Annotated in this window: 21 protein-coding genes and 1 tRNA gene; 9 read left to right on the top strand and 13 right to left on the bottom strand. The window is 66.6% G+C overall.

What is annotated here, in order from left to right; genetic code table 11:
* Nucleotides 1–156 precede the first annotated feature (156 nt).
* The 3 genes from shkS to serS form a co-directional block, all read right to left on the bottom strand.
* A complete protein-coding gene (shkS, locus tag WKW79_RS16620; protein WP_340336275.1) occupies nucleotides 157–1,593 on the bottom strand; it encodes a surface-behavior sensor histidine kinase ShkS in 1,437 nt (478 codons plus the stop codon).
* Between the two features lie 330 nt (nucleotides 1,594–1,923).
* A tRNA-Ser gene (locus WKW79_RS16615) sits at nucleotides 1,924–2,013 on the bottom strand.
* Between the two features lie 51 nt (nucleotides 2,014–2,064).
* On the bottom strand, nucleotides 2,065–3,396 hold the full coding sequence (serS, locus tag WKW79_RS16610) for a serine--tRNA ligase (RefSeq protein WP_340336274.1): 1,332 nt from the start codon (nucleotides 3,394–3,396) through the stop codon (nucleotides 2,065–2,067).
* 122 nt (nucleotides 3,397–3,518) lie between these two features.
* On the opposite strand from serS, the gene WKW79_RS16605 reads away from it, so the two are divergent.
* Nucleotides 3,519–3,935 (top strand): VOC family protein, encoded by a 417-nt coding sequence (locus WKW79_RS16605; RefSeq protein WP_340336273.1) that lies wholly within the window; start codon nucleotides 3,519–3,521, stop codon nucleotides 3,933–3,935.
* Between the two features lie 3 nt (nucleotides 3,936–3,938).
* Here the strand turns inward: WKW79_RS16605 and WKW79_RS16600 are convergent, their stop codons facing one another.
* From WKW79_RS16600 to WKW79_RS16590, 3 genes are read right to left on the bottom strand one after another with little or no spacing between them, the layout of a single operon-like run.
* Entirely contained in the window at nucleotides 3,939–4,853 is a 915-nt protein-coding gene (locus WKW79_RS16600; RefSeq protein WP_340336422.1) for a threonine/serine dehydratase, read from the bottom strand.
* A gap of 53 nt (nucleotides 4,854–4,906) precedes the next feature.
* Complete coding sequence (gene ispH, locus WKW79_RS16595; protein WP_340336272.1) at nucleotides 4,907–5,881, bottom strand: 4-hydroxy-3-methylbut-2-enyl diphosphate reductase; 975 nt, start codon at nucleotides 5,879–5,881, stop codon at nucleotides 4,907–4,909.
* Nucleotides 5,878–6,333: an FKBP-type peptidyl-prolyl cis-trans isomerase gene (locus WKW79_RS16590; RefSeq protein WP_340336271.1), complete on the bottom strand. Its 456-nt coding sequence runs from the start codon at nucleotides 6,331–6,333 to the stop codon at nucleotides 5,878–5,880. The genes ispH and WKW79_RS16590 overlap by 4 nt, the downstream gene beginning before the upstream one ends.
* Before the next feature lie 163 nt (nucleotides 6,334–6,496).
* Here WKW79_RS16590 and radC point away from each other — a divergent pair, with 163 nt between their 5' ends.
* Nucleotides 6,497–7,174 carry a RadC family protein gene (gene radC / locus WKW79_RS16585; RefSeq protein WP_340336270.1) on the top strand — a complete coding sequence of 226 codons (678 nt, stop codon included), beginning with the start codon at nucleotides 6,497–6,499 and terminating at the stop codon, nucleotides 7,172–7,174.
* Between the two features lie 63 nt (nucleotides 7,175–7,237).
* Nucleotides 7,238–7,897, top strand: a complete 660-nt coding sequence (locus WKW79_RS16580) for a Smr/MutS family protein (RefSeq protein WP_340336269.1) — start codon at nucleotides 7,238–7,240, stop codon at nucleotides 7,895–7,897.
* A gap of 12 nt (nucleotides 7,898–7,909) precedes the next feature.
* Here the strand turns inward: WKW79_RS16580 and WKW79_RS16575 are convergent, their stop codons facing one another.
* Entirely contained in the window at nucleotides 7,910–9,142 is a 1,233-nt protein-coding gene (locus WKW79_RS16575) for an NAD(P)/FAD-dependent oxidoreductase (RefSeq protein ID WP_340336268.1), read from the bottom strand.
* A gap of 24 nt (nucleotides 9,143–9,166) precedes the next feature.
* Nucleotides 9,167–9,586 (bottom strand): group II truncated hemoglobin, encoded by a 420-nt coding sequence (locus WKW79_RS16570; protein WP_340336267.1) that lies wholly within the window; start codon nucleotides 9,584–9,586, stop codon nucleotides 9,167–9,169.
* A 146-nt stretch (nucleotides 9,587–9,732) separates the two neighbouring features.
* Between WKW79_RS16570 and WKW79_RS16565 the strand changes: the two genes are divergently transcribed.
* Nucleotides 9,733–10,560 carry an ABC transporter substrate-binding protein gene (locus WKW79_RS16565; RefSeq protein ID WP_340336266.1) on the top strand — a complete coding sequence of 276 codons (828 nt, stop codon included), beginning with the start codon at nucleotides 9,733–9,735 and terminating at the stop codon, nucleotides 10,558–10,560.
* Nucleotides 10,561–10,612: 52 nt separating this feature from the next.
* Here WKW79_RS16565 and WKW79_RS16560 read toward each other — a convergent pair whose 3' ends face one another.
* Nucleotides 10,613–10,765 carry a hypothetical protein gene (locus WKW79_RS16560; protein WP_340336265.1) on the bottom strand — a complete coding sequence of 51 codons (153 nt, stop codon included), beginning with the start codon at nucleotides 10,763–10,765 and terminating at the stop codon, nucleotides 10,613–10,615.
* A 329-nt stretch (nucleotides 10,766–11,094) separates the two neighbouring features.
* Here WKW79_RS16560 and WKW79_RS16555 point away from each other — a divergent pair, with 329 nt between their 5' ends.
* The 5 genes from WKW79_RS16555 to WKW79_RS16535 are packed head-to-tail and all read left to right on the top strand — an operon-like array spanning nucleotide 11,095 to nucleotide 15,546.
* Nucleotides 11,095–11,790, top strand: coding sequence for an amino acid ABC transporter permease (locus WKW79_RS16555; protein ID WP_340336264.1), 696 nt, complete (start codon nucleotides 11,095–11,097; stop codon nucleotides 11,788–11,790).
* A gap of 28 nt (nucleotides 11,791–11,818) precedes the next feature.
* The gene (locus WKW79_RS16550) at nucleotides 11,819–12,529 is read left to right on the top strand and encodes an amino acid ABC transporter permease (protein ID WP_340336263.1); all 711 of its coding nucleotides are present in this window, start codon (nucleotides 11,819–11,821) and stop codon (nucleotides 12,527–12,529) included.
* On the top strand, nucleotides 12,526–13,269 hold the full coding sequence (locus WKW79_RS16545) for an amino acid ABC transporter ATP-binding protein (protein ID WP_340336262.1): 744 nt from the start codon (nucleotides 12,526–12,528) through the stop codon (nucleotides 13,267–13,269). Before WKW79_RS16550 ends, WKW79_RS16545 begins: the two co-directional genes overlap by 4 nt.
* A gap of 16 nt (nucleotides 13,270–13,285) precedes the next feature.
* Entirely contained in the window at nucleotides 13,286–14,299 is a 1,014-nt protein-coding gene (locus WKW79_RS16540; RefSeq protein WP_340336261.1) for an isopenicillin N synthase family dioxygenase, read from the top strand.
* 14 nt (nucleotides 14,300–14,313) lie between these two features.
* Complete coding sequence (locus WKW79_RS16535; protein WP_340336260.1) at nucleotides 14,314–15,546, top strand: trans-sulfuration enzyme family protein; 1,233 nt, start codon at nucleotides 14,314–14,316, stop codon at nucleotides 15,544–15,546.
* 8 nt (nucleotides 15,547–15,554) lie between these two features.
* Here WKW79_RS16535 and WKW79_RS16530 read toward each other — a convergent pair whose 3' ends face one another.
* The 4 genes from WKW79_RS16530 to WKW79_RS16515 all read right to left on the bottom strand — a co-directional run bounded on the left by WKW79_RS16530 (nucleotide 15,555) and on the right by WKW79_RS16515 (nucleotide 20,751).
* Entirely contained in the window at nucleotides 15,555–18,071 is a 2,517-nt protein-coding gene (locus WKW79_RS16530; RefSeq protein ID WP_340336259.1) for an ABC transporter permease, read from the bottom strand.
* 56 nt (nucleotides 18,072–18,127) lie between these two features.
* The gene (locus WKW79_RS16525) at nucleotides 18,128–19,039 is read right to left on the bottom strand and encodes a formate dehydrogenase accessory sulfurtransferase FdhD (RefSeq protein WP_422823901.1); all 912 of its coding nucleotides are present in this window, start codon (nucleotides 19,037–19,039) and stop codon (nucleotides 18,128–18,130) included.
* Nucleotides 19,040–19,080: 41 nt separating this feature from the next.
* Entirely contained in the window at nucleotides 19,081–19,374 is a 294-nt protein-coding gene (locus WKW79_RS16520; protein ID WP_340336257.1) for a hypothetical protein, read from the bottom strand.
* 252 nt (nucleotides 19,375–19,626) lie between these two features.
* Entirely contained in the window at nucleotides 19,627–20,751 is a 1,125-nt protein-coding gene (locus WKW79_RS16515) for a serine hydrolase domain-containing protein (protein WP_340336256.1), read from the bottom strand.
* Nucleotides 20,752–20,758: the final 7 nt, after the last annotated feature.

Genomic DNA, 20,758 nt, shown 5'->3' with positions numbered 1-20,758 from the left:
ACTTCGCGTGGCGGCCATTTCCTTCCGCCGCCTGCCCGCGTTCTGCGGCACGGCAAATCCCAAAATCCCGGTCTGTAGCACGCAACGCAGTCTTCTGCGCAGCCCATCACTCGGTTGCGCCATGCGCCGGTGCCGGTCGATCTACCAGCGCGTCTCTTAGCCCACAGAGCCTGAGATCCTCGTCTGCGCCTGCGACTCATCCGCGTCGTGAAGTGCCACGCGGAACACGCTGCCGCGTCCCAGCCTGGACCGCACGCTGATCGGATGCCCCAGCGCATGCGACAGCCGCGCAACGATGGCCAGCCCCAGGCCGAAGCCATCGGATGTGCCCGCATGATCGGCCACCTTGTAGAACTCCAGGAACACGTCGCGCAGGTGCTCGCGCGCAATGCCGATCCCGGTGTCCCACACCTCGATGCGCACCCCTTCGGGTGTGGCGCGTGAAGCCAGCAGCACGCCGCCCTCGGCCGTGTACTTGATGGCGTTGGCCAGCAGGTTGCCAATCATGCGCCGGACGCGGATCGGGTCGGTCAGCACGGCGCCGCCCGTGGAATGCACCCGGAATCGCAGGCCCTTGGATTCGGCCACCGGCCGGTACTGCAGTTCGAGGTCGTGCAGCAACTGCGTGATGTCCACGCGCTCGATGTGCAGGCGCACCTGGCCGGAATCGATGCGGGCCAGGTCGAACAGCGAGTCGAACAAGGCATTGACCGCATGCGTCGCGCGCACGATCTTCGGCGCGATCTCCTCGACCAGGTCGGGTTCGTTGCGCAACCAGTCCGCATACAGCGACAGGGCCAGCACCGGCTGGCGCATGTCGTGCGCGGCGCTGGCCAGGAAGCGGTTCTTCATCGCCACGGCCGATACCGCGGCCTGGCGCTGCTGCGTCAGCGAGTTGATGAGGATGTGGTTGTGAAACAGCAGCTCGAAGCTGTTGCGCGAAGTCTCATGAATGCGGCGGCCGGCGCGCAGCAGCAGCCACCAGTGAAGAATCGGCAACAGCAGGAAGCCGTAGCTGAAATGCAGCTCGACAAAGCGCAACTGCACCACGCGGAACACCAGCGCAATCATCATCGTGATGAACAGCGTGTTCACATAACGCTGCAGCAGCGGCGGATGCAATGCGAGGCCGTTCAAGGGAAAGGTCGCGACACCTGCGACCATGAGCCAGCACATGAATTGACTGACCACCGGAACACGCTCGAAAAATATCAGTACAGATAGCCCCCAGGCGAACGCACTGGCGCTCCACAGGTACCGGTAGCGATGAACGAAGCGCTCCTGCGATGCGGCATCGGTCTCGGCAAAGCGCAGCGCATAGAGCCGCTCGCCCCAGACCCGGCAGCCTGTCGCGGCGATGCCGATTGCCAGCCAGGCGATGAGTTGCCAGGTCGGCACATAGCCCCAACAGAGGCTGACCATTGCCGGCATCAACGCCGCGCCGAACAGGTGCGACCCGCGCGCGGAGCGCATCAGGCTGCGGATCAGTTCGCCACGAACCCACGGCTCGGCCTCGTCCGCCGTGGCGGGTGCCGGCGTCAGGCTCGCAAACGAGGAATTGCCGAGTCCGGCGAAGGTAGATCCTCCTCTCATGACGAAACCCTGTTCAATTCGACAGCCACAAAAAAGCCCCGATGAGGGGGCCCTTGGTAACGGCACAACGACCCATTGGATCCATGGTTCTCCTGTGCAAATCGCGGAGCGTTTGATCAAGTTTAACGCTGCGAATTCGTCGGCAACAAAGGCAAACGACAAGATCGACTCGCTGTGTGCGAATTGGCCAAGGCCCTGTCAGGCAAAAGAATTCACCTTGGACGATTCACTTCAAGCCGCGACGTGCAGTCGAAAAAAACTGACACAAAAAAGCCCGCGGAGCTTGCGCTTGCGGGCTTTCAGGGAATTGCGACGGTGGCATCGCATTTCTGGAGGAGAGGGAGGGATTCGAACCCTCGGTACGTTCGCACGTACGCCTGATTTCGAGTCAGGTACATTCGACCACTCTGCCACCTCTCCGGTGTCTGTCGAGCCTCCAATTATAGCAGGCACTTTTGCCGCGTTTGTAGCTCAAGCGCGCAAAACCGCCAGGCCACAGAGGTACGGCTGCAACGCAGCCGGCACATTCACCGAGCCGTCTTCGTTCTGGTGGTTCTCCAGCACCGCCACCAGCGTGCGACCGACGGCCAAGCCGGAGCCATTGAGCGTGTGCACCAGTTCGTTCTTGCCCTGCGCGTTCTTGAAGCGCGCCTGCAGGCGCCGCGCCTGGAAGGCTTCGCAGTTGGAGACTGAGCTGATCTCGCGGTAGGTGTCCTGCGCGGGCAGCCACACTTCGAGGTCGTAGGTCTTGGCCGAGGCGAAGCCCATGTCGCCGGTGCACAAGAGCACCACGCGGTAAGGCAGTTCCAGTGCCTGCAGCACCGCCTCGGCGTGGGTCGCCATTTCCTCCAGCGCCTCATGGCTCTTATCCGGGTGCACGATCTGCACCATCTCGACCTTGTCGAACTGGTGCTGGCGGATCATGCCGCGCGTGTCGCGCCCGGCGCTGCCGGCCTCGGAGCGGAAGCATGGCGTGTGGGCGGCGAGTTTCATCGGCAACGCGGACTCGGCCACCACCTCGTCGCGCACGAAGTTGGTCAGCGGCACTTCGGCCGTCGGGATCAGGTAGAGCGCCGAATGATCCGGGGCCGGCTCGCCGTCCTGGCCGCCTTTCTTTGCCGCAAAGAGGTCGCCCTCGAACTTCGGCAGATTGCCGGTGCCGCGCAAGGTGTCCGCATTGACGATGTAAGGCACGTAGCACTCGGTGTAGCCGTGCTGCTGCGTCTGCAGGTCGAGCATGAACTGGGCCAGCGCGCGATGCAGGCGGGCGATCGGGCCCTTCATCGCAGTAAAGCGGGAACCCGAGAGCTTGACGCCCATCTCGAAGTCCAGGCCAAGCGGCTCGCCGAGGTCGACGTGGTCCTTGGGTGTGAACCCGAGCGGCGTCGCCGAGGCGCCGGTGCCGCCCTTGGGCGCCCAGCGGCGCATCTCGACGTTGGCATGCTCGTCCTCGCCAACCGGCACGCTGGCATGCGGCAGGTTGGGCACGGCCATCAGCAAGGCCTGCAGTTCGGGCTGGAGCGCGTCGAGGCGCTTCGATCCGGACTCCTGCTCGGCCTTGAGCGCGTTGACCTCGGCCATCAGCGCATCGACCGATTCGCCCTTGGCCTTGAGCGGCCCGATCTGCTTGTTCAGCGTGTTGCGGCGAGCCTGGATTTCCTCGGTGCGGGTCTGCAGGACCTTGCGCTCGCTCTCGAGCGCGGTGAACGCCTCGACGTTGAGGAAGGTCTGGTTCTTCTTGCGGGTTTCAAGGCGGGCGACAGCCGAGGCCAGGTCCTTGCGTAACAGTGTGATATCGAGCATGGCTGGATTTTAGGGAGCATTGCTGTCAGGCCCCGCACTCGCGTACGTCAGATCGCGCGTACACGCCGATGTGGCCCGCGGACTTACCATCAGCGCCCAACCAACTCACAAGGGGACACCACATGGAAGCCTATCTGTCATTCAACGGCAATTGCGCCGAGGCCTTCGATTTCTATGGCAAGTGCCTGGGCGGAAAGACGCTGTTCAGCATGACCTTCGGCGACAGCCCGATGGGTGCGCAGACGCCGGACGACTACAAGGGCAAGATCATGCATGCGACCTTCGAGGCGCGCGGCCAGCAGATCATGGGCTCGGACATGCCGCCTGGCATGCCCTTCGACGGGTACAAGGGCTTCTCGCTGTCCGTGCAGGCCGACACCGTGGACGAAGGGCGCAAGCTGTTCGATGCGCTGGCCGACGGCGGCAAGGCCACGATGCCCTACGCACCCACCTTCTGGGCCGCGGGCTTCGGCATGCTGGTGGACAAGTTCGGCGTGCCGTGGATGGTCAATGTCCAGCACGCAGACTTCAAGCCCTGATCCTCAAGCCAGGCTGGCCGGATCGACGTTGGCGCCGCAGATGACCAGGCACACCTTCTCGCCGGCGCGCGGCACGTAGGCGCCGGTCTGCAGCGCGGCCAGCGGCAATGCGGCGGCTGGCTCGACGGCCAGTTTCAATTCTTTCCAGAGCCACAGTTGCGCGGCGCGGATCGCTTCGTCGGACAGCAGCAAGGCATCGCGCACCTGGCGTTGCGTGATCTCCCACGCAATGGCGCCGATGCGCCTGGCGCCCAGCGAATCGGCCGCGACGCCGCCGACTTCCACATCGACCGGTTCCCCGGCCTGGCGCGCACGGAACAGCGTGGGTGCGCGCTCGGGCTCCAGCGCGACGACGCGGCTGCGTTGTTCGAACCACGCGGCCAATCCGCCGATGAGGCCACCGCCGCCCACGCTGACGAGCACCGAATCGGGCAGGCCGCCCTGCTGCTCGATTTCGCGGCCCAGCGTGCCGGCGCCCGCGACGACTTCAGACTGGTCATAGGCATGTGTGAGCAAGGCGCCGGTCTCTCGCTGGCGCGCGAGGCAGGCGGCGAGCGCATCGGCGTATTGCTCGCCCACGACCACCACTTCGGCGCCCAGGGCGCGCAGGCGGGCGCGCTTGGCCTCGGGCGAGACGCCGGGCAGGAAGACTTCGCATCGGACGCCGAGCGCACGAGCCGCCGCCGCGGTCGCGATGCCGGCATTGCCGCCCGAGGCGACCACCACGCCGCTGGCAGGAATGTCGTGGGCCAGCAGGCGATTCATCATGCCGCGCGCCTTGAAGCTGCCGCTGACCTGCAAGTGCTCCAGCTTGAGCCAGAGTTCGATGCCCTCCGCGGCTTTCAAGCCGAGCGTGGGCGCTTGCAGCTTCCAGAGCGGGGTCTCGCGCAGGAATCGGGCGGCACGGTCGTCGCACAGCCGCTGGGCGGCAGCGTCGACTTCGTCGCGCCAGCGAATGTCGGCGGGCGCGCTCAACCGAGGTGGCCCGCGAGCGGCGGGTCAAGCCTGAGTCCCTTCGGCAGGGGAAACTTGGTGGTCTCTTCGATGCCGCCCATCTTGCGCACCGACACGGCGCCGAAGCCGCGGATCCGTTCGATCACCTCGCTGACAAGCACTTCGGGCGCCGAAGCGCCGGCGGTCAGGCCGATGCGGGACTTGCCTTCGAACCATTCCGGCTTCAACTCGGTCGCGTCGTCGACCATGTAGCTCTCGGTGCCCAGGCGCTGCGCCAGTTCGCGCAGGCGGTTGCTGTTGGAGCTGGTCGGGCTGCCGACGACGATCACCAGGTCGACCTGCGGGCTCATGACCTTGACCGCGTCCTGCCGGTTCTGCGTGGCATAGCAGATGTCCTGCTGCTTGGGTTCGCGCACAGAAGGAAAACGCGCGCGCACGGCGGCGGCAATCTCGGCGGCATCGTCCACGCTCAGTGTGGTCTGCGTGACCACGGCGAGCTTGTCGGTCTGGCCCGGCTGCACGCGGGCCACGTCGGCCACGTCTTCGACCAGGTGAATGCCGCTCGACAACTGCCCCATCGTGCCCTCGACCTCGGGATGCCCCTTGTGGCCGATCATGATGAATTCGTAGCCTTCCTTCGCGAGCTTGGCCACCTCGACGTGCACCTTGGTGACCAGCGGGCAAGTGGCATCGAAGATGTCGAAGCCGCGCTCGCGGGCCTCCTGCTGCACCGCCTTGCTCACGCCGTGCGCGCTGAAGACGAGCGTGGCGCCCGGCGGCACCTCGGCCAGGTCCTCGATGAAGATCGCGCCCTTGTCCTTGAGGGTGTTGACCACGAAGGTGTTGTGCACGATCTCGTGGCGCACGTAGATCGGCGCGCCGAACTTGGCGAGCGCGCGCTCGACAATCTCGATGGCGCGGTCGACGCCCGCGCAGAAGCCACGCGGCTCGGCGAGCAGGACTTCTTCGAGCGTCCGTTTTGCTCCGCTCACAGCACGCCAATCAACTGCACCTCGAAGGTCACGGGCTGACCTGCGAGGGGATGGTTGAAGTCGAAATGCACGGCCGTGTCATTCGAATCGATGACCGCGCCGGCATAGCTGCCCATGCCGTCGGGCGTCGGGAACTGGACCACGTCGCCGACGGCGTAACGCTCATCAGGGTCGCCCATCTGGGCAAGCAGCTTCTTGGCGACCCACTGCTGCATCTCGGGGTTGCGCTCGCCGAAAGCCTCGCCGGCGGCGAGTTCGAAGGTGGCATGCGTGCCCTCTTCCAGGCCGATCAGGCGCTGTTCCATCGCAGGCGACAGTTCGCCGGTGCCGAGCGACAGCGTTGCGGCCTTGTCGGCGAAGGTGTTGATGATGTCGCCCGCGGGGCCGGCCAGCCGGTAGTGCAGCGTGAGGAAGGAGCCGGCGGTGACGACGGCGAGTGTGGGCGCAGACAAGGTGGGGAGTCCCGATAAACTGAACCCTGCATTTTAGTTTTTTGACCGCCCCGTCGCGCCAAGGGTCGACAAAGAGGCGGATTTCAATGCGGGAAACACCGCAGGACCGGGTTTTCCGGGGCAAGCGACTACAGGGAGTGGGGTCCAAAGACCCCTGGAAAAAATGTCTTTCAAGGATCTGCCGGCCGAGATGCGCCCGCGAGAAAAGCTGATCGCGCGAGGCGCGGGTGCACTGGGCGATGCCGAACTGCTCGCGTTGCTGCTGCGCACCGGCATCGCCGGCAAGAACGTGCTGCAGCTGTCGCAGGAGCTGCTGGACCGCTTCGACGGCATCGCCGGGCTGCTCAACGCCAGCCTGGACGACCTGAAGGGCATCAAGGGACTCGGCGGCAGCGCAAAGCGGGCCGAGCTCAGCGCGGTGCTGGAACTCGCGCGCCGCGGCCTGGCTGAGCAACTCAAGGCGCGCGCCGTGTTCGATTCGCCGGAAGCCGTCAAGCACTACCTGCAACTGCACCTGGGGGCGCGTGCGCACGAGGTCTTCGCGGTGATCTTCCTGGATGCACAGCATCGGCTGATCGCAATGGAGGAACTGTTCCGCGGCACCCTGACGCAGACCAGCGTCTATCCGCGGGAGGTCGTGACGCGTGCCCTGCACCGGCAGGCCGCCGCCGTGGTGCTGGCGCACAACCACCCGAGCGGCTGCGCGGAGCCCTCGCGCGCGGACGAGTTGCTGACGCAGACACTCAAGGCCGCGCTGGCGCTGATCGACGTGCGGGTGCTGGACCATGTGATCGTCGGCAAGGGTGTGTCGCTGTCCATGGCCGAGCGCGGACTGGTGTAGGGCCGCGACTCCGCCTTTCGCACGCTCACAGGCGCATCGCGGGAAGCTCGTAGGATGGAGGCAATGGCCTCCAAATCCTCCAGCAGTCTCAAGACGCTTTCCGACCTGAAGACGATCCAGCGCACGCTGGCCGAGCAGCGCGAGCGCGAAGCGGCCGAGGCGGCGGCACGTGCGGCTGCCGAGAAAAAGCGACTGGCCGAAAGCGACCTGTTCTCGCGGGCCATCGGCGCCACGCAACCGCTGCGCCGCAAGGCCGCCGTGGCGCTTTCGCCCGAGCCGCCCGCACCCATTCCCGTCCAGCACCAGCTTGACGAACAGCGCGTGATGCGCGAGTCGATCAGCGACGACTTCGACGTGACGACGCTGCTCGACGTGGACGATGCGATGAGCTTCCGCCGCCCGGGCATCGGCACCGACGTGACGCGCAAGCTGCGCGCTGGCGAATGGTCGATCCAGCGCGAAGTGGACTTGCACGGCCTGCGCAGCGACGAGGCGCGCGATGCCCTGGGCGCGTTCGTTCGTGCCGCACACAAGGCCGGTGTGCGCTGCGTGCGCGTGGTGCATGGCAAGGGGCTGGGCTCGCCGGGCAAGCAGCCGGTGCTCAAGACCAAGACGCAACGCTGGCTGATCCAGAAGAACGAGGTGCTGGCCTTCGTGCAGGCCAAGCCGGCCGAAGGTGGGGCCGGGGCGCTGGTGGTGTTGTTGGCGCCCGTGGGGAAATAGGCTCGCGCGCCCCTAGGCCAGCAACGTCTTCAACGCTACGGTCGCATCAGCCACTACTGCGGCATCCGGATTCTTGCCGGCCTCCAGCAGCTTGCGGCTCATCATGTGATCGACCGGCGCGTTGACCGATTCGACGCACACGAGCTGGCCGTCGACGTAGTGAAACAGCGAGAAGGCATTCGGGTTCGCGCCGGGTCCGGGGCGACGCACCGTGCTCAGGCCTGGCGTGCCCTCGGCGGGCATCAGGCCGGCCATCTGCAGGCGCAGGTTCAGTTGATCGGACCAGAACCAGGGCAAGGCGTCATGCGGCTTCGGCGCGCCGGTGAGCGTGGCGACCGCGGTGCGGGCCTGGTCGTTGGCGTTCTGCACGGACTCCAGCCGCAGCGCGCGGCCGGCGCGGCGATCGGGGAAGCGGGTGCAGTCGCCGACGGCGAGCACGTTGGCATCGCTGGTCTGCATGTGTGCGTCGACCACGATGCCGTCCGCGCATTCGATGCCGGCGGCTTGCGCGAGCGCGGTCTCGGGCACGGCGCCGATGCCGAGCAGCAGCAGGTCGACCTCCTGTTTCACGCCATCGACTTCAATCGACGCGAGGCGATTGCCGTCGATCTCGATCGCGCCCACTTTCGCACCAAGCACGATGTCCATGCCCGCGGCGCGGTGCGTGGCGAGTACATGCGCCGACAATTCCGGCGACACCGCACGGCCGAGCAGGCGCGGCGCCACCTCGACCACGCGCACGGTCTTGCCAAGGCCCTTTGCGGTGGAAGCGACTTCCAGTCCGATGAATCCGCCGCCGAGCACGGTCACGTCCTGCGCCGCGAGCAGGCGGGTGCGCAGGCGTTGTGCCTCGTCGGCAGCGCGCAGCGAGACGACGTTGTCGAGCGCGGTGGTCGACAGGCCCGCGAGTTGCCGCGCCCTCGTGCCGGTGGCGAGCACCAGGCGTTCGTACGGCAGCACCGCGCCGGAGCGCAGCGTCACGGTCTTCGCCTCGCGATCGATCGCTTGCGCCGCATCGCCCAAGTGCAGCGCGATACCAGCATCGCGGTACCAGTCGGCTGCCTTGTGGGGCTGCGTGGCTTCTTCTGCGCTCTTGAGGAAGGTCTTGGACAAGGGCGGGCGGTGGTAGGGCTCGCATGCTTCCTCGCAGACCAGGTGCACGCGCGCGCCCTGCCCCGCTTCCACGAGTCCTGCGCAAAGTTGTGCAGCGGCGTGGCCGCCGCCGATGATGACGATCGAGTTCATTTGGATGGGTTGATTTGATGCGGACTATCCGGCGCGGTTGCGCATCCAGTCCGCAGTCTGGAAGAAGGATGTGCGAAGGCGTTCACGCAGTGCGTCGGGCACGCCGGTCTCGCCCATCGCCTGGTCCATGCAGGCCAGCCATTCGTCACGCTCCCTGATGCCGATGCTGTGGCCGCCGATGCTCTGCGGCAGGTGACGCGCACGCAGCATCGGATGACCGAAACGATCGGTGTAGTGCTGCGGGCCGCCGAGCCAGCCGCACAGGAACCAGTACAGGCGTTGGCGTGCGTTGTCGAGCGAGGTGCCATGCACGGCGCGAAGTCGTGCGTAGGCGGGTTCGAGGTCCATCAGGTCGTAGAAGCGGTCGACCAGCGCATGGACCTTCTCTTCGCCGCCGATCCATTCGAAGGGCGTCGCGAACGGGGCTTTTTCTTCAGTCTGCATGGGGAGGGAGTATCCCTCGGCACGCCGGGGCCGGGTCGGCGGCGACGATGCCGCGCATATGGATATGCGAACAGGCGATTTCATGGCGCGGCGTTTTGTTGATAAGGTTCCGCCCCGTATTCATTTTCCCGAGTGGAGAGAACAACATGCGCCTTACCTTCATTGCCGCGGCCCTGGCCGCTTCCACCTTCATGCTGGGCACCGTCGCCCATGCCGACCAACTGGCCGACATCAAGAAGAAGGGCGAACTCGTCGTCGGCGTGCTCGGCACCGACGAGCCTGCCACCTTCGTCGATCCGAAGACGCGCCAGATCGTCGGCTACGAGGTCGACCTGGTCGATGCCATCGCGAAGAAGATCGGCGTGAAGCCGGTGCTCAAGCAGATCGCCGTCGCCGCGCGCATTCCGGAACTGCAGCAAGGCCATGTGGACCTGGTGGCCGCCGGCCTCACGCACAACAAGGAACGCGAGGCGCAGATCGACTTCTCGCTCACCACCTTCGTGACCGGCCAGAAGGCCATCGTGAAGAAGGACAGCGGCATCACCGAGGTGCCGCAACTCGCCGGCAAGAAGGTGCTGACCATTCGTGGCGGCACGCAGGAGCCGAACATCCGCAAGGCCGTGCCGAACGTGGAAGTGGTGACCTTCGACACCAGCCAGCAGGCCTTCCAGGCGCTGCAGCAGGGCAAGGGCGTGGGCTATGTGGACGACGAGGCGGCGCTGCTGCGCAGCTATGCCAAGCTGGGTCCGGCAAAGGCCCAGTACGTGGTGCTCAAGCAGAACCTGAGCACCGAGTCGCTTGCCATCGGCATCAAGAAGGGCGAGGCCGGGCTCAAGGCGGTAGTGGACGAGACGCTGCGCGATCTCGAGAAGTCGGGCGAGGCGCAGAGGATCTTTGTCAAGTGGTACGGGCCGGACACCGCGTCGGGCTTCCAGTCACGGGACTTCAAGTTCAATACCGACAAGATCGAGTAGGCCTCGAGCTATCAACATGTGCCCGGCATGGCGCTGTCGGGCGGCCCGACTCCTACTTGGAAGTCGACGCCTTGGTGCCTTCCTTCGCCGCCGGATGCTTCGGGTTGTTGTCCGTCGCCATCGAGTCCTTTGCCGTGGGCTCCGGTGTGGCGTTCGCGGAATTCTTGCCAGTCCCATCCTTGGTGACGGCCGGATGATCAGACAAGGGCTTCGTGTCCTGGGAAGTGCTCGCCGTGGGGGTCGGGGGTGCTGCGGCGCTGCCCTTTCCCGAACTGCCGCCGGCAGGTGGGGCGACGGCTTGTGCCATCGCGGAAGCGGACGCAAGTCCGAAGCAGATTGCGCACAATGTTGCTGTAAATCTGGTCATGGTGTCTCCTTCAATATCGAGACCCCAACTTCGCGCCACCGCATCCCGCTGCCTGCACGCGCTCGTCGCCGTCGCCTGTGGGCCTGCGCCTACGATCGATGCCATCCGTCGCGCCTGCGTAACATCATGTCTTGGCCGGCGCCCTTCGACACGCCGCCGAACGCCCGATGCCCTTGTTCGATTACTCCCTTCTACTGACAGGCAAGTACCACGACATGCTGGTGGCGGGCCTGCTGCTGTCGCTGCAGCTGCTCGCTGTCGCGCTGGCGCTGGCGCTGCCCATTGCGCTGCTGGTGGCGCTGTTGCGGCTGTCGCCGATTGCACCGCTGCGGTGGCTCGGCTTTGCGTACGTCGAATCGATCCGCAACATCCCGCTGCTTGCGCACATGCTGTTCTGGTACTTCGGCGCGCCCGAGTTGCTGCCGGAGGGCATCAAGCAACGGCTCTACGCGGGCCATATCGAGGCCTACAGCGCGGTGATCGCGCTGGCGCTGTACACGGCGGCCTTCATGGCCGAAGACATGCGCAGCGGCATCCGCGCGATTCCACCGGTGCAGTTCGAAGCCGGGCGCGCGCTGGGCTTCAGCTACCTCGCGACCATGCGCCGCGTGGTGCTGCCGCAGGCGCTGCGCGTGACTGTGCCGCCGCTGATCTCGCAGACGCTGAGCCTGTGGAAGAACACGTCGATCGCCACCGTGATCGGCGTGGCCGAGCTGATGTACCAGGCCGGCCAGGTCGAGAGCGCGAGCTTTCGCAGCGCCGAGTCCTTTGCCTTCGCGAGCGCGGCCTACCTCACGGTGTCGCTGGCCATCACAGGGCTCGCGACCTGGTACCACCATCGCTTTCCGGTGAGGACGATATGAACGCCGCAACACATCGGGGCGATCGCTGATGCTGGACGTCATCCGCGACTACTGGGTCTACTTCCTCATCGGGCAGTACCCGAACGGCCCGCTCGGCGGGTTGGTTCTCACGCTGCTGCTGGCCTCCTGCGGGCTGTTGCTGGCGCTGCCGCTGGGCATCGTGTTCGGGCTGGCGCGCGTGAGCCCGTGGCGCTGGCTGCGCTGGCCGGTGACGGGTCTCGTGTTCGTGGTGCGCGGGCTGCCGCTCCTGATGGTGATCTTCTGGGCCTACTTCTTCCTGCCCAGCGTCACCGGCGTGAAGACCGACCAGTTCACCACCATGCTGATCGCGCTGGTGGTGTTCGATGCGGCCTACCTGGCCGAGATCGTGCGCGCCGGCATCCAGGGCCTGCCGCGCGGGCAGATGGAAACGGCCCGCGCGCTCGGCCTGAGCTATGGCCGCGCGATGCGGCTCGTGGTGCTGCCGCAGGCGCTGCGCAGCATGCTGCCCTCGCTGGTGAACCAGTTCGTCTCGACCATCAAGGAGACCTCCCTGGGCTACATCATCGGCCTGGCCGAGGTGTCCTTCATCGCGACGCAGATCAACACGCAGGTGTTCACCAAGCCGGCGCAGATCTACCTGATCCTGGGCGGCACGTATTTCATCCTTTGCTTCGGCTTGTCGCGCGTTGCCTACTGGCTGGAACGCCGGCTCGCGCGCCGCGGCATACCCAACGTCACCCGCAAGGTGCCCACATGATCGAGCTTGAAAAAGTCAACAAGTGGTATGGCAGCTACCACGCCCTGGCCGACGTGACCGAGACCATCCGCAAGGGCGAGGTGGTGGTCGTGTGCGGGCCTTCGGGCTCGGGCAAGTCGACGCTGATTCGCACGCTCAACCGGCTGGAGCCGATCCAGTCGGGCCGCATCACGCTCGACGGCCAGGACATCCATGCGCGCGGGCTGGACGTGAATGCCTTCCGCTCGCGCATCGGCTTCGTGTTCCAGCAGTTCAACCTGTTCCCGCACCTCACGGTGCTGCAGAACTGCACGATGGCGCCGATGCAGTTGCGCGGCCTCGGCCGCAGCGAGGCCGAGGAACGCGCCATGGGCTTGCTGAAGCGCGTGGGCCTCGCGAACAAAGCCAACGCCTGGCCGAGTGAACTGTCAGGCGGCCAGCAGCAGCGCGTGGCCATTGCACGCGCGCTGGCCATGCAGCCGCCGCTGATGCTGTTCGACGAGCCCACCAGCGCGCTGGACCCGGAGATGGTCGGCGAGGTGCTGCTGGTGATGCGCGACCTCACGCGCGACGGCATGACCATGGTCTGCGTGACGCACGAGATGGGCTTCGCCCGCGAAGTGGCCGACCGCGTGCTCTTCATGGACGAAGGCCGCGTGCTCGAACGCGCCACGCCCGACGATTTCTTCAACCGCCCGCAGCATCCGCGAGCGCAACAATTCCTCTCCGACATCCGCTCGCCGTTTGCGCGCGATGCATGACCCGCTGTCCACAACCATGACCACCTCTCCCGACCTTCTCTCGCTGCCCGTGATCGACGTTGCGCCGCTCGTGACCGGCACAGCTGAACGCGAAGCCGTCGCCACGCAGATCGGCCAAGCCTGTCGCGCGCATGGCTTCTTCTATGTCACGGGTCATGGCGTCGATGCGGCGCTGGTGCGGCGGCTGGAAGACCTGAGCCACCAGTTCTTCGAGTTGCCCGAAGAGACCAAGATGCAATGGCGCATGGCGCTCGGCGGGCGCGCCTGGCGCGGCTTCTTCCCGCTCGGCGGCGAGCTGACCTCCGGACGGCCCGACTGGAAGGAAGGCCTCTACCTCGGCACCGAGTTGCCCGCCTCCCACCCGCTCGTGCAGGCGAAGACGCCGGTACATGGGCCCAACCTGTTCCCCGAAGTGCCGGGCTTCCGCGAGGCGATCCTCGAGTACATGGCCGCGGTCACGGCGCTGGGCCATCGGCTGATGGAAGGAATCGCGTTGAGCCTCTGCCTGCCGGCCACCTACTTCGCCGAGCGCTACACCGCCGACCCGCTGATCCTGTTCCGCCTCTTCAACTACCCGTCGCAAGCCGTGCCGCAAGGCATGGACGTGCAATGGGGCGTGGGCGAGCACACCGACTACGGCCTGCTGACGATCCTGCACCAGGACCACATCGGCGGCCTCGCCGTGCACACACCCGCCGGCTGGATCGATGCGCCGCCGATCAAGGGCTCCTTCGTCTGCAACATCGGCGACATGCTCGACCGCATGACCGGTGGCCTCTACAAGTCCACGCCGCACCGCGTGAAGCGCAATACCTCTGGGCACGATCGCCTGTCGTTCCCGCTGTTCTTCGATCCGAACTTCGAAGCGCGGGTACAGCGCATCGAAGGGCTCGCGGGTGCGGATGCGCACGACGACAGCGCGGAGCGCTGGGACCGGGCGAACGTGCATGCATTCAATGGGCGTTATGGCGACTATCTGCTGGACAAGGTGTCGAAGGTCTTTCCACAGTTGCGGGATGAAGTGCTCTGAGGCCAAGGCAATTCATGAACAACACCCCTGCACAACGGCCTGACAAGAGGCGCCCCGAAACCCTCTCTTTCGACAGCCAGGCCGTTCACGCTGGCAACAGCCCCGATGCCACCACGGGCGCGATCCAGACGCCGATCGTCATGGCCAACTCCTACCAGTTGCCCGACGACCCTTCGGCGCTCGACTGGTCGGACTCGCAAACGCTGTTCTACACGCGCAACTCGGGTCACAACCAGATGTGCCTGGAGCGCAAGCTGGCGGCACTCGAACGCGGTGAGGCATGTGCCGTGTTCAGCACCGGCGTGGCCGCGCTGCATGCGATCTTCTTCACCTTCCTGAAGAGTGGCGACCATGTGGTGGTCAGCGATGTCACTTACGAAGCGGTCGCCCGTCTGTTCCGCGAGCTGCTGCCGCAGAAGTACGGCATCGAGGCGAGCTTCGTGGACATCGGCGACCTCGCCGCGGTGCAGGCCGCGATGCGCCCCAACACGCGGCTCGTGCATGCGGAGACGATCGCCAATCCGACCACGAAGGTGGCCGACGTCGGCGCGCTGGCCGCCATCGCGCACGCGGGCGGCGCCATGCTGTCGATCGACGCGACCTTCACGCCGCCGCCGATGTTTCGCGGCCTCGAACATGGTGCGGACTTCGTCGTGCACGCGTTGACGAAATACATCAACGGGCATGGCGATGCGATGGGTGGCGCCGTGATAGGTCGCGCGGATCTGGTCCGCGATTTGAAGAACGACGCGCTCGTCGACGTTGGCGGCTCGATCTCACCCTTCAACGCGTGGCTCATCATGCGCGGCGCCATCACGCTGCCGCTGCGCCTGGCGAGGCATCTTTCCACGGCGCAGACGGTGGCCGAGTTCCTGGAGCAAGACCCTCGCGTGGCTTTCGTGGCGTTCCCGGGACTCGCGTCGCACCCGCAGCATGAATTGGCATCACGCCAGTTCCAGGGCTCGGGCTACGGCGCGGTGATGGCCTTCGCCGTCGACGGTGGGCCGGAACTACAGAACCGCTTCGTGGCGAGCCTGCGTCTCATCACCTCGGCCGTGTCGCTGGGCCACGATGCGACCCTGATCGTGCATGTCGGCAAGGATGCACGTCGCGGTTCGGAGTGCTATCCGGAGGCATTCCGGACCTACGGGCACATGCGCCTGTCGATTGGCCTGGAAGACCCGTCGGACCTGATCGCGGATATCAACGCTGCGCTTGACGACGCGCTGGGTCCGCGCGTCACCTGAGACCAAGCCTATTCCGCCGCCCTTCGCAGCGTATCCACCACCGGCCGCCGCAACACCTCCCGCAGTCCCCACCAACCCGCCGCCAGCGCCAGCACCGCGCCCGCCAACGAGCCGAAGAGCGGCACCAGCGGCGACGCGGTCCAGGTGAACTCGAACACGTAGCGCGCCAGCGCCCAACCGACCGCCGAGGCCACGATGCTGGCCAGGAAGCCGGCCAGCAATCCCACGCCCGCCAGTTCCGCGCGCTGCACCTGCCGCAGCAAGGTCCCGCGTGCGCCGACCGCACGCATCACCGCGAACTCGCGCGCCCGCTCCTCGCGCGTGGCGGTGACCGCGGCGAACAGCACCACCAGCCCGGCCGCGAGCGTAAAGCCGAACAGGAACTCGACCGCGCGGATCACCTGGTCGAGTACGCGCTGCACCTGCACGATGGTCGCGCTCATGTCGACATTGGTGACGTTCGGGTACGCCCGCACCAGCGCGTTGTCGAAGCCCTTGGTCTCCGGCGCGCGGAAGGCGCCCATGTAGGTGATGGGCACGTCGGCCAGCGTCGACACCGTGTACATCACGAAGAAGTTCGCATGCAGCGAGCCCCAGTCCACCTTGCGCAGCGAGGTGATGCGCGCCTCGCTCGGGATGCCGCCGATGTCGAAGCGCAGCTTGTCGCCGAGCTTGAGACCCAGCGTCTCGGACAGGCCCTCCTCCACGCTGACTTCGCCTTGCGCCTCGGGCGTCCACTTGCCGGCGACGATGCTGTTGTGCGGTGGTGACTCGGCGCTGTTGCTGAGGTTGAATTCGCGGTCGACCAGGCGCTTGGCACGGTCTTCCGTGTAGTCGTCGGGCGAGACGGGCTTGTCGTTGATGGCCACCAAGCGGCCGCGGATCATCGGGTACCAGTCGAACTTCTGGATGCCGGCATCGCGCAGCGATTTCTGGAAGGCGTCGCTCTGGTCCGGCATCACGTTGATGACGAATCGATTCGGCGCATCGGGCGGCGTGGCACGGCGCCAGCTTGCGACCAGGTCGGTGCGCAGAAGCACCAGCAGCACCAGCGCCAGCAGCCCCACCGCCAGCGCGCTGACCTGCACCACCGCATACACCGGCCGCGCCGAGATCTGCCGCGTGGCCAGCACCAGCCAGCGCGGCGCGGTGCTCTCATTGACGCTGCGCCGAAGCACCTTCACGGCCAGCCAGCTCAGCAGCGCGAACACCGCCACCGCGCCCGCGAAGCCGCCCACCGCGATCAGCCCCAGCTTGATGTCGCTGCTGGCCGCGATGAGCAGGGCCGCGAAGCCGAGCACGCCCACGCCCAGCACCGTGATCGACGCCGGCTTGAGCCCGCCCACATCGCGCCGGATCACGCGCAGCGGCGGCACCCGGGCCAGTTGCAGCACCGGCGGCAGGCCGAAGGCGAACAGCAAAGTCAGCCCCATGCCGAGCCCGAAGCCCACCGGCCACAAGGTCGCGGCAGGCAAGGCCGTCTCGACCAACCCGGCCAGCAGCACGACGAAGACGTAGTGAATGGCGAAGCCCGCCGCCACGCCCAGCGAACTGGCCACCAGCCCGACGATGGCGAACTCGAAGGCATAGGCGCCGGCGATGGTGCGCTGGCTCTGGCCCAGCACGCGCAGCATGGCGCAGTCGTCCAGGTGGCTGGCCGCGAAGCCGCGTGCGGCGAGTGCAACCGCGACGGCACTGAGCAAGGCCGCGAGCAGCGCCACGAGGTTGAGGAATTTCTCGGCCCGGTCCAGCGTCTGCCGCATCTCCGGGCGCCCGCTCTCGAAGGACTCCAGCCGCATGCCGCGCAGCTCGCCCTTCTTGATGCCGGCGTCGACCTCGTCGCTGAACTGCTTGACGGCACGCGCCTCACCCGCCACCGCGAAGCGATAGCTCACGCGGCTGGCCGGTTGCACGAGGCCGGTGCGCGACACGTCGGCCTGGTTGAGCATCACGCGCGGCGCGAAGCTCATGAAGCCGGCGCCACGGTCGGGCTCCAGCGTGATGATGCGGGCGATCTTCAGGTCCGTATCGCCGAGCAGCATGCGGTCGCCGATCTTCAGGCCCAGCGATTCGAGCAGCGACGGGTCGACCCAGGCCTCGCCCGGGGCCGGCACGTCGCGCGTGTTGGCGCCGGGTGCGTCGGGCGCCGTGGCGGTCTGCAGGCTGCCGCGCAGCGGATAGCCGGTGGTCACGGCCTTGAGCGCGACGAGCTTGGTGGCGCCGCCCTGCGCATCGTCGGCGCGGGCCATGGTCGGGAAGCCGTAGTTGATGGTGGACTGCAGGCCGAGCGCGCGGGCGTGGTCGATGAACACCTTCGGCGTGGGGTTGTCGCTGACCAGCACGGCATCGCCACCCAGCAACTGGCGTGCGTCGCGCTGCAACCCGCCCTTCAACCGGTCCGCAAAAAAGCCGACCGCCGTGAGCGCCGCAACGGCCAGCAGCACGGCAACGATGAGCAGGCGCAACTCGCCGGCGCGCAAATCGCGCCATAGCGTGCGCCAACCGAGGCGTAGGGATGCATTCATGGCCCGGACGATAGCCGACTCGTGACGGGCTGATGAAACCCGGGCTTTCGCAGGGACTATTCGCGCGACGGCCCGGCCAGCTCCGGCTGCAGCTCCAGCCGCCCTTCCCCCGCATAGCAAAGAAAACGCCGATTGGTCGCCCGCCCGATCGCGCAGAGCCCGACGCGCTGCGCCACCGCATGCCCCATCTGCGTGATGCCGCTGCGCGAGACCACGATGGGCACGCCCATCTGCGCCGACTTGATGACCATCTCGCTGGTGAGCCTTCCCGTCGTGTAGAACACCCGGCCCTGCGCGAGCGAGGGGGTCGGCTGCATCGCGATCCAGCCGGCGATGGTGTCGATGGCGTTGTGCCGGCCCACGTCCTCGACGAAGCATTGCATCGTCACGCCCTCGTCCGCCTCCAGCGTGAACAAGGCGCAGCCATGCACCGAGCCGGCCGACTTGTAGGTGCTCTCCTGGAGCCGAATGGCGTTGACCAGCGCATAGAGTTGCGCCTGCGTGAATCGTGTGTCGGGCAGCTTCAATGCGTCGATGCCAGCCATGAGGTCGCCGAACACGCTGCCCTGTCCGCAGCCCGTGGTCACGACCTTCTTCGCGGTGCGCTCCTCGATGCGGTCGATGCCGGCGTGCGTGCGGACGGCCGCGGCGTTCACCTCCCAATCCACCGTGATCGATTCGACATCCGACGCCGACTCGATCAGCCGCTGGTTGAGCAGGTAGCCCAGCACCAGCAACTCTGGATGCGCGCCGAGCGTCATCAGCGTGACGAGTTCGCGCCGGTCGACGTAGACGGTGAGATCCCGCTCGGCGGGGATGGAGACGGTGCCGTGCTCGCCGTGCTCGTCGATGACGGCCACTTCCCGCGTGAGCGGCGCGTGGGCAGCGGTCAGGCGAGGCAAGGACTGTGCAGGGAGCCCGTGAGACGTTGCGGTATCGGGAAGCGTTGTGGCATGGGGCAGGGACATGCCGGGCACGATAGCCCAAAAGCGATGAGCAGCGCCTCAGGTCAACTCAGCTTGGGGCAATCCCGCTGGGTGACCGAGAAATCGACTTGCTGCTCTCCCACCATGTAGAGGTGCCTGAAGGTGACGCCGCGCGCCAGTAGCGCGCGCACGTTGGGCGTGCCGCAGTTCTTGGCGGTGATACGGCTGCGCAACGCGGAAGCATCTGCGCCGGCCGGCCGGATGTAGTGGTACGTGGCGACGCGCGAGCGTGATTCGTATTCGGCGCCGATCAGGGTGGCCTGGTCTTCCATGCGGATCGGCACCTGTTGCAGCACGCGTTGCACGCCGCTTTTCATGCCCGCATCCAGTTCCGAATCGCTTAGTTTCGCGAGGCGGGCCGGTTCATCCGCCGCGATGGCGGGTGTTGCGCCAAACAACCAGGCGAGTGCAAGCGCAAGGAGCGGGAGGGGACAGGGTGAGCGGCGCATGTGCAGGCTTTCGTGTGCGCGGTGGCGACATGAAGCCGACTATGACTTTTGTATTCATCTGCGTCATCAATCGGTCGGCATACGCCGGACGGCCAAGCCGCCGCTCTACGGAGTCTTGCGTCAGCCCGTTGAACCCGAACCCGTGGCCCGGACCACCTGCGCGACCAGCGCCATCACCGCGTTGTTCTGCGCCGGCAGCGCGTCGACACTGCGCGGCGCCAGCGCAGCCGTGGCGATGGCCAGCTGCAACTCCGGTACCAGCAGCGCGAACTGCGCACCGTAGCCCCAGCCCCATGCCACGCGCCGGCCGTGCAGCAAGCCGGTGAACCACAGGTAGCCATAGCCGATGTCAGTGACCGGACTCACGCGCCACGCTGCCGCGCCGCGAGGCCGGATGCTCTCGGCCACCCAAGCCGCCGGCAGCACCTGCGCGCCGCGCCACTTGCCGCCATCGGCCATCGTCCACGTGAGCTTCATGAGGTCGCGCGTGCGCAACACGAGACCACCCCAGGACGTCGGATGGCCGGCACGATCGCGCCACCACGCGAAGCGCTCGATGCCGAGCGGCGCAAACAGGTCGCGCGAGGCTACAGCAGCCATGTCGAGCCCATGCGCGCGCTGGAGGATCGGGGACAGCAGGCCGACGGCCGCGTTGTTGTAGCTCCAGGCAGCAGGTGCGATCTTGTTCGCACTCAAGTTCAAGGCGAATCGCACCGGGTCGGCAGCACTGGTAAATGAACCGTCTTCCGCGCTCCAGTCATAGTCCAGGCCGGTGCGCCCGCTGAGAATCTGCTGCAAGGTCACCCCGGTGACTGCCGAGCCGGGCACCCTGGCAGCCGCCTCCGGCAACAAGCTACCCACCGTTGCCGACAGCCCGGGCAATTGGCCCTTCTGCAAGGCCTGCCCCACCAGCATCGAGCAGACGCTCTTGGTGACCGAGTTGATCCGGAGCAACGCGTCGACCGTGGCACCGCCGTAGTAGCGTTCGCCGACCAGCATGCCGTTGCGCACCACCAGCAGGCTGCGCATGGCGGGCAGGCGTGCGCCGGCGTCCAGCACATCGGCCAGGGCGGCGGCGTCGATGCCCTGGCTTTGCGGCGTGGCGGTTTGCCAGTCCGACGGGATGGCGCCCGCCACCGTTTGCACTGGCGGTAAGTCGACGCGCATGGAGCGGCAACCGGGCGCCAGCGCCGCGGCTGCGGCGGCGAGCAGCAACTCGCGTCGGGTCGTGGAGGGCGGCGGCACGTTCAAC

The organism is Variovorax robiniae (assembly GCF_037889955.1).
Taxonomy (GTDB): Bacteria; Pseudomonadota; Gammaproteobacteria; order Burkholderiales; family Burkholderiaceae_C; genus Variovorax; species Variovorax robiniae.
Note: the sequence above shows the minus strand (reverse complement) of the source record. Positions and strands in the feature narration are given on the sequence as shown.

Coding starts and splice junctions, on each gene's coding strand:
- WKW79_RS16520 (WP_340336257.1), bottom strand. CDS start 19,374: ATGAAAAGCGGCGTGCAACGCGTGCTGCAACAGGTGCCGATCCGCATG.
- WKW79_RS16545 (WP_340336262.1), top strand. CDS start 12,526: ATGATCGAGCTTGAAAAAGTCAACAAGTGGTATGGCAGCTACCACGCC.
- shkS (WP_340336275.1), bottom strand. CDS start 1,593: ATGAGAGGAGGATCTACCTTCGCCGGACTCGGCAATTCCTCGTTTGCG.
- WKW79_RS16575 (WP_340336268.1), bottom strand. CDS start 9,142: ATGAACTCGATCGTCATCATCGGCGGCGGCCACGCCGCTGCACAACTT.
- WKW79_RS16525 (WP_422823901.1), bottom strand. CDS start 19,039: ATGTCCCTGCCCCATGCCACAACGCTTCCCGATACCGCAACGTCTCAC.
- WKW79_RS16605 (WP_340336273.1), top strand. CDS start 3,519: ATGGAAGCCTATCTGTCATTCAACGGCAATTGCGCCGAGGCCTTCGAT.
- serS (WP_340336274.1), bottom strand. CDS start 3,396: ATGCTCGATATCACACTGTTACGCAAGGACCTGGCCTCGGCTGTCGCC.
- radC (WP_340336270.1), top strand. CDS start 6,497: ATGTCTTTCAAGGATCTGCCGGCCGAGATGCGCCCGCGAGAAAAGCTG.
- WKW79_RS16580 (WP_340336269.1), top strand. CDS start 7,238: ATGGCCTCCAAATCCTCCAGCAGTCTCAAGACGCTTTCCGACCTGAAG.
- WKW79_RS16565 (WP_340336266.1), top strand. CDS start 9,733: ATGCGCCTTACCTTCATTGCCGCGGCCCTGGCCGCTTCCACCTTCATG.
- WKW79_RS16540 (WP_340336261.1), top strand. CDS start 13,286: ATGACCACCTCTCCCGACCTTCTCTCGCTGCCCGTGATCGACGTTGCG.
- WKW79_RS16555 (WP_340336264.1), top strand. CDS start 11,095: ATGCCCTTGTTCGATTACTCCCTTCTACTGACAGGCAAGTACCACGAC.
- WKW79_RS16535 (WP_340336260.1), top strand. CDS start 14,314: ATGAACAACACCCCTGCACAACGGCCTGACAAGAGGCGCCCCGAAACC.
- WKW79_RS16550 (WP_340336263.1), top strand. CDS start 11,819: ATGCTGGACGTCATCCGCGACTACTGGGTCTACTTCCTCATCGGGCAG.
- WKW79_RS16530 (WP_340336259.1), bottom strand. CDS start 18,071: ATGAATGCATCCCTACGCCTCGGTTGGCGCACGCTATGGCGCGATTTG.
- WKW79_RS16570 (WP_340336267.1), bottom strand. CDS start 9,586: ATGCAGACTGAAGAAAAAGCCCCGTTCGCGACGCCCTTCGAATGGATC.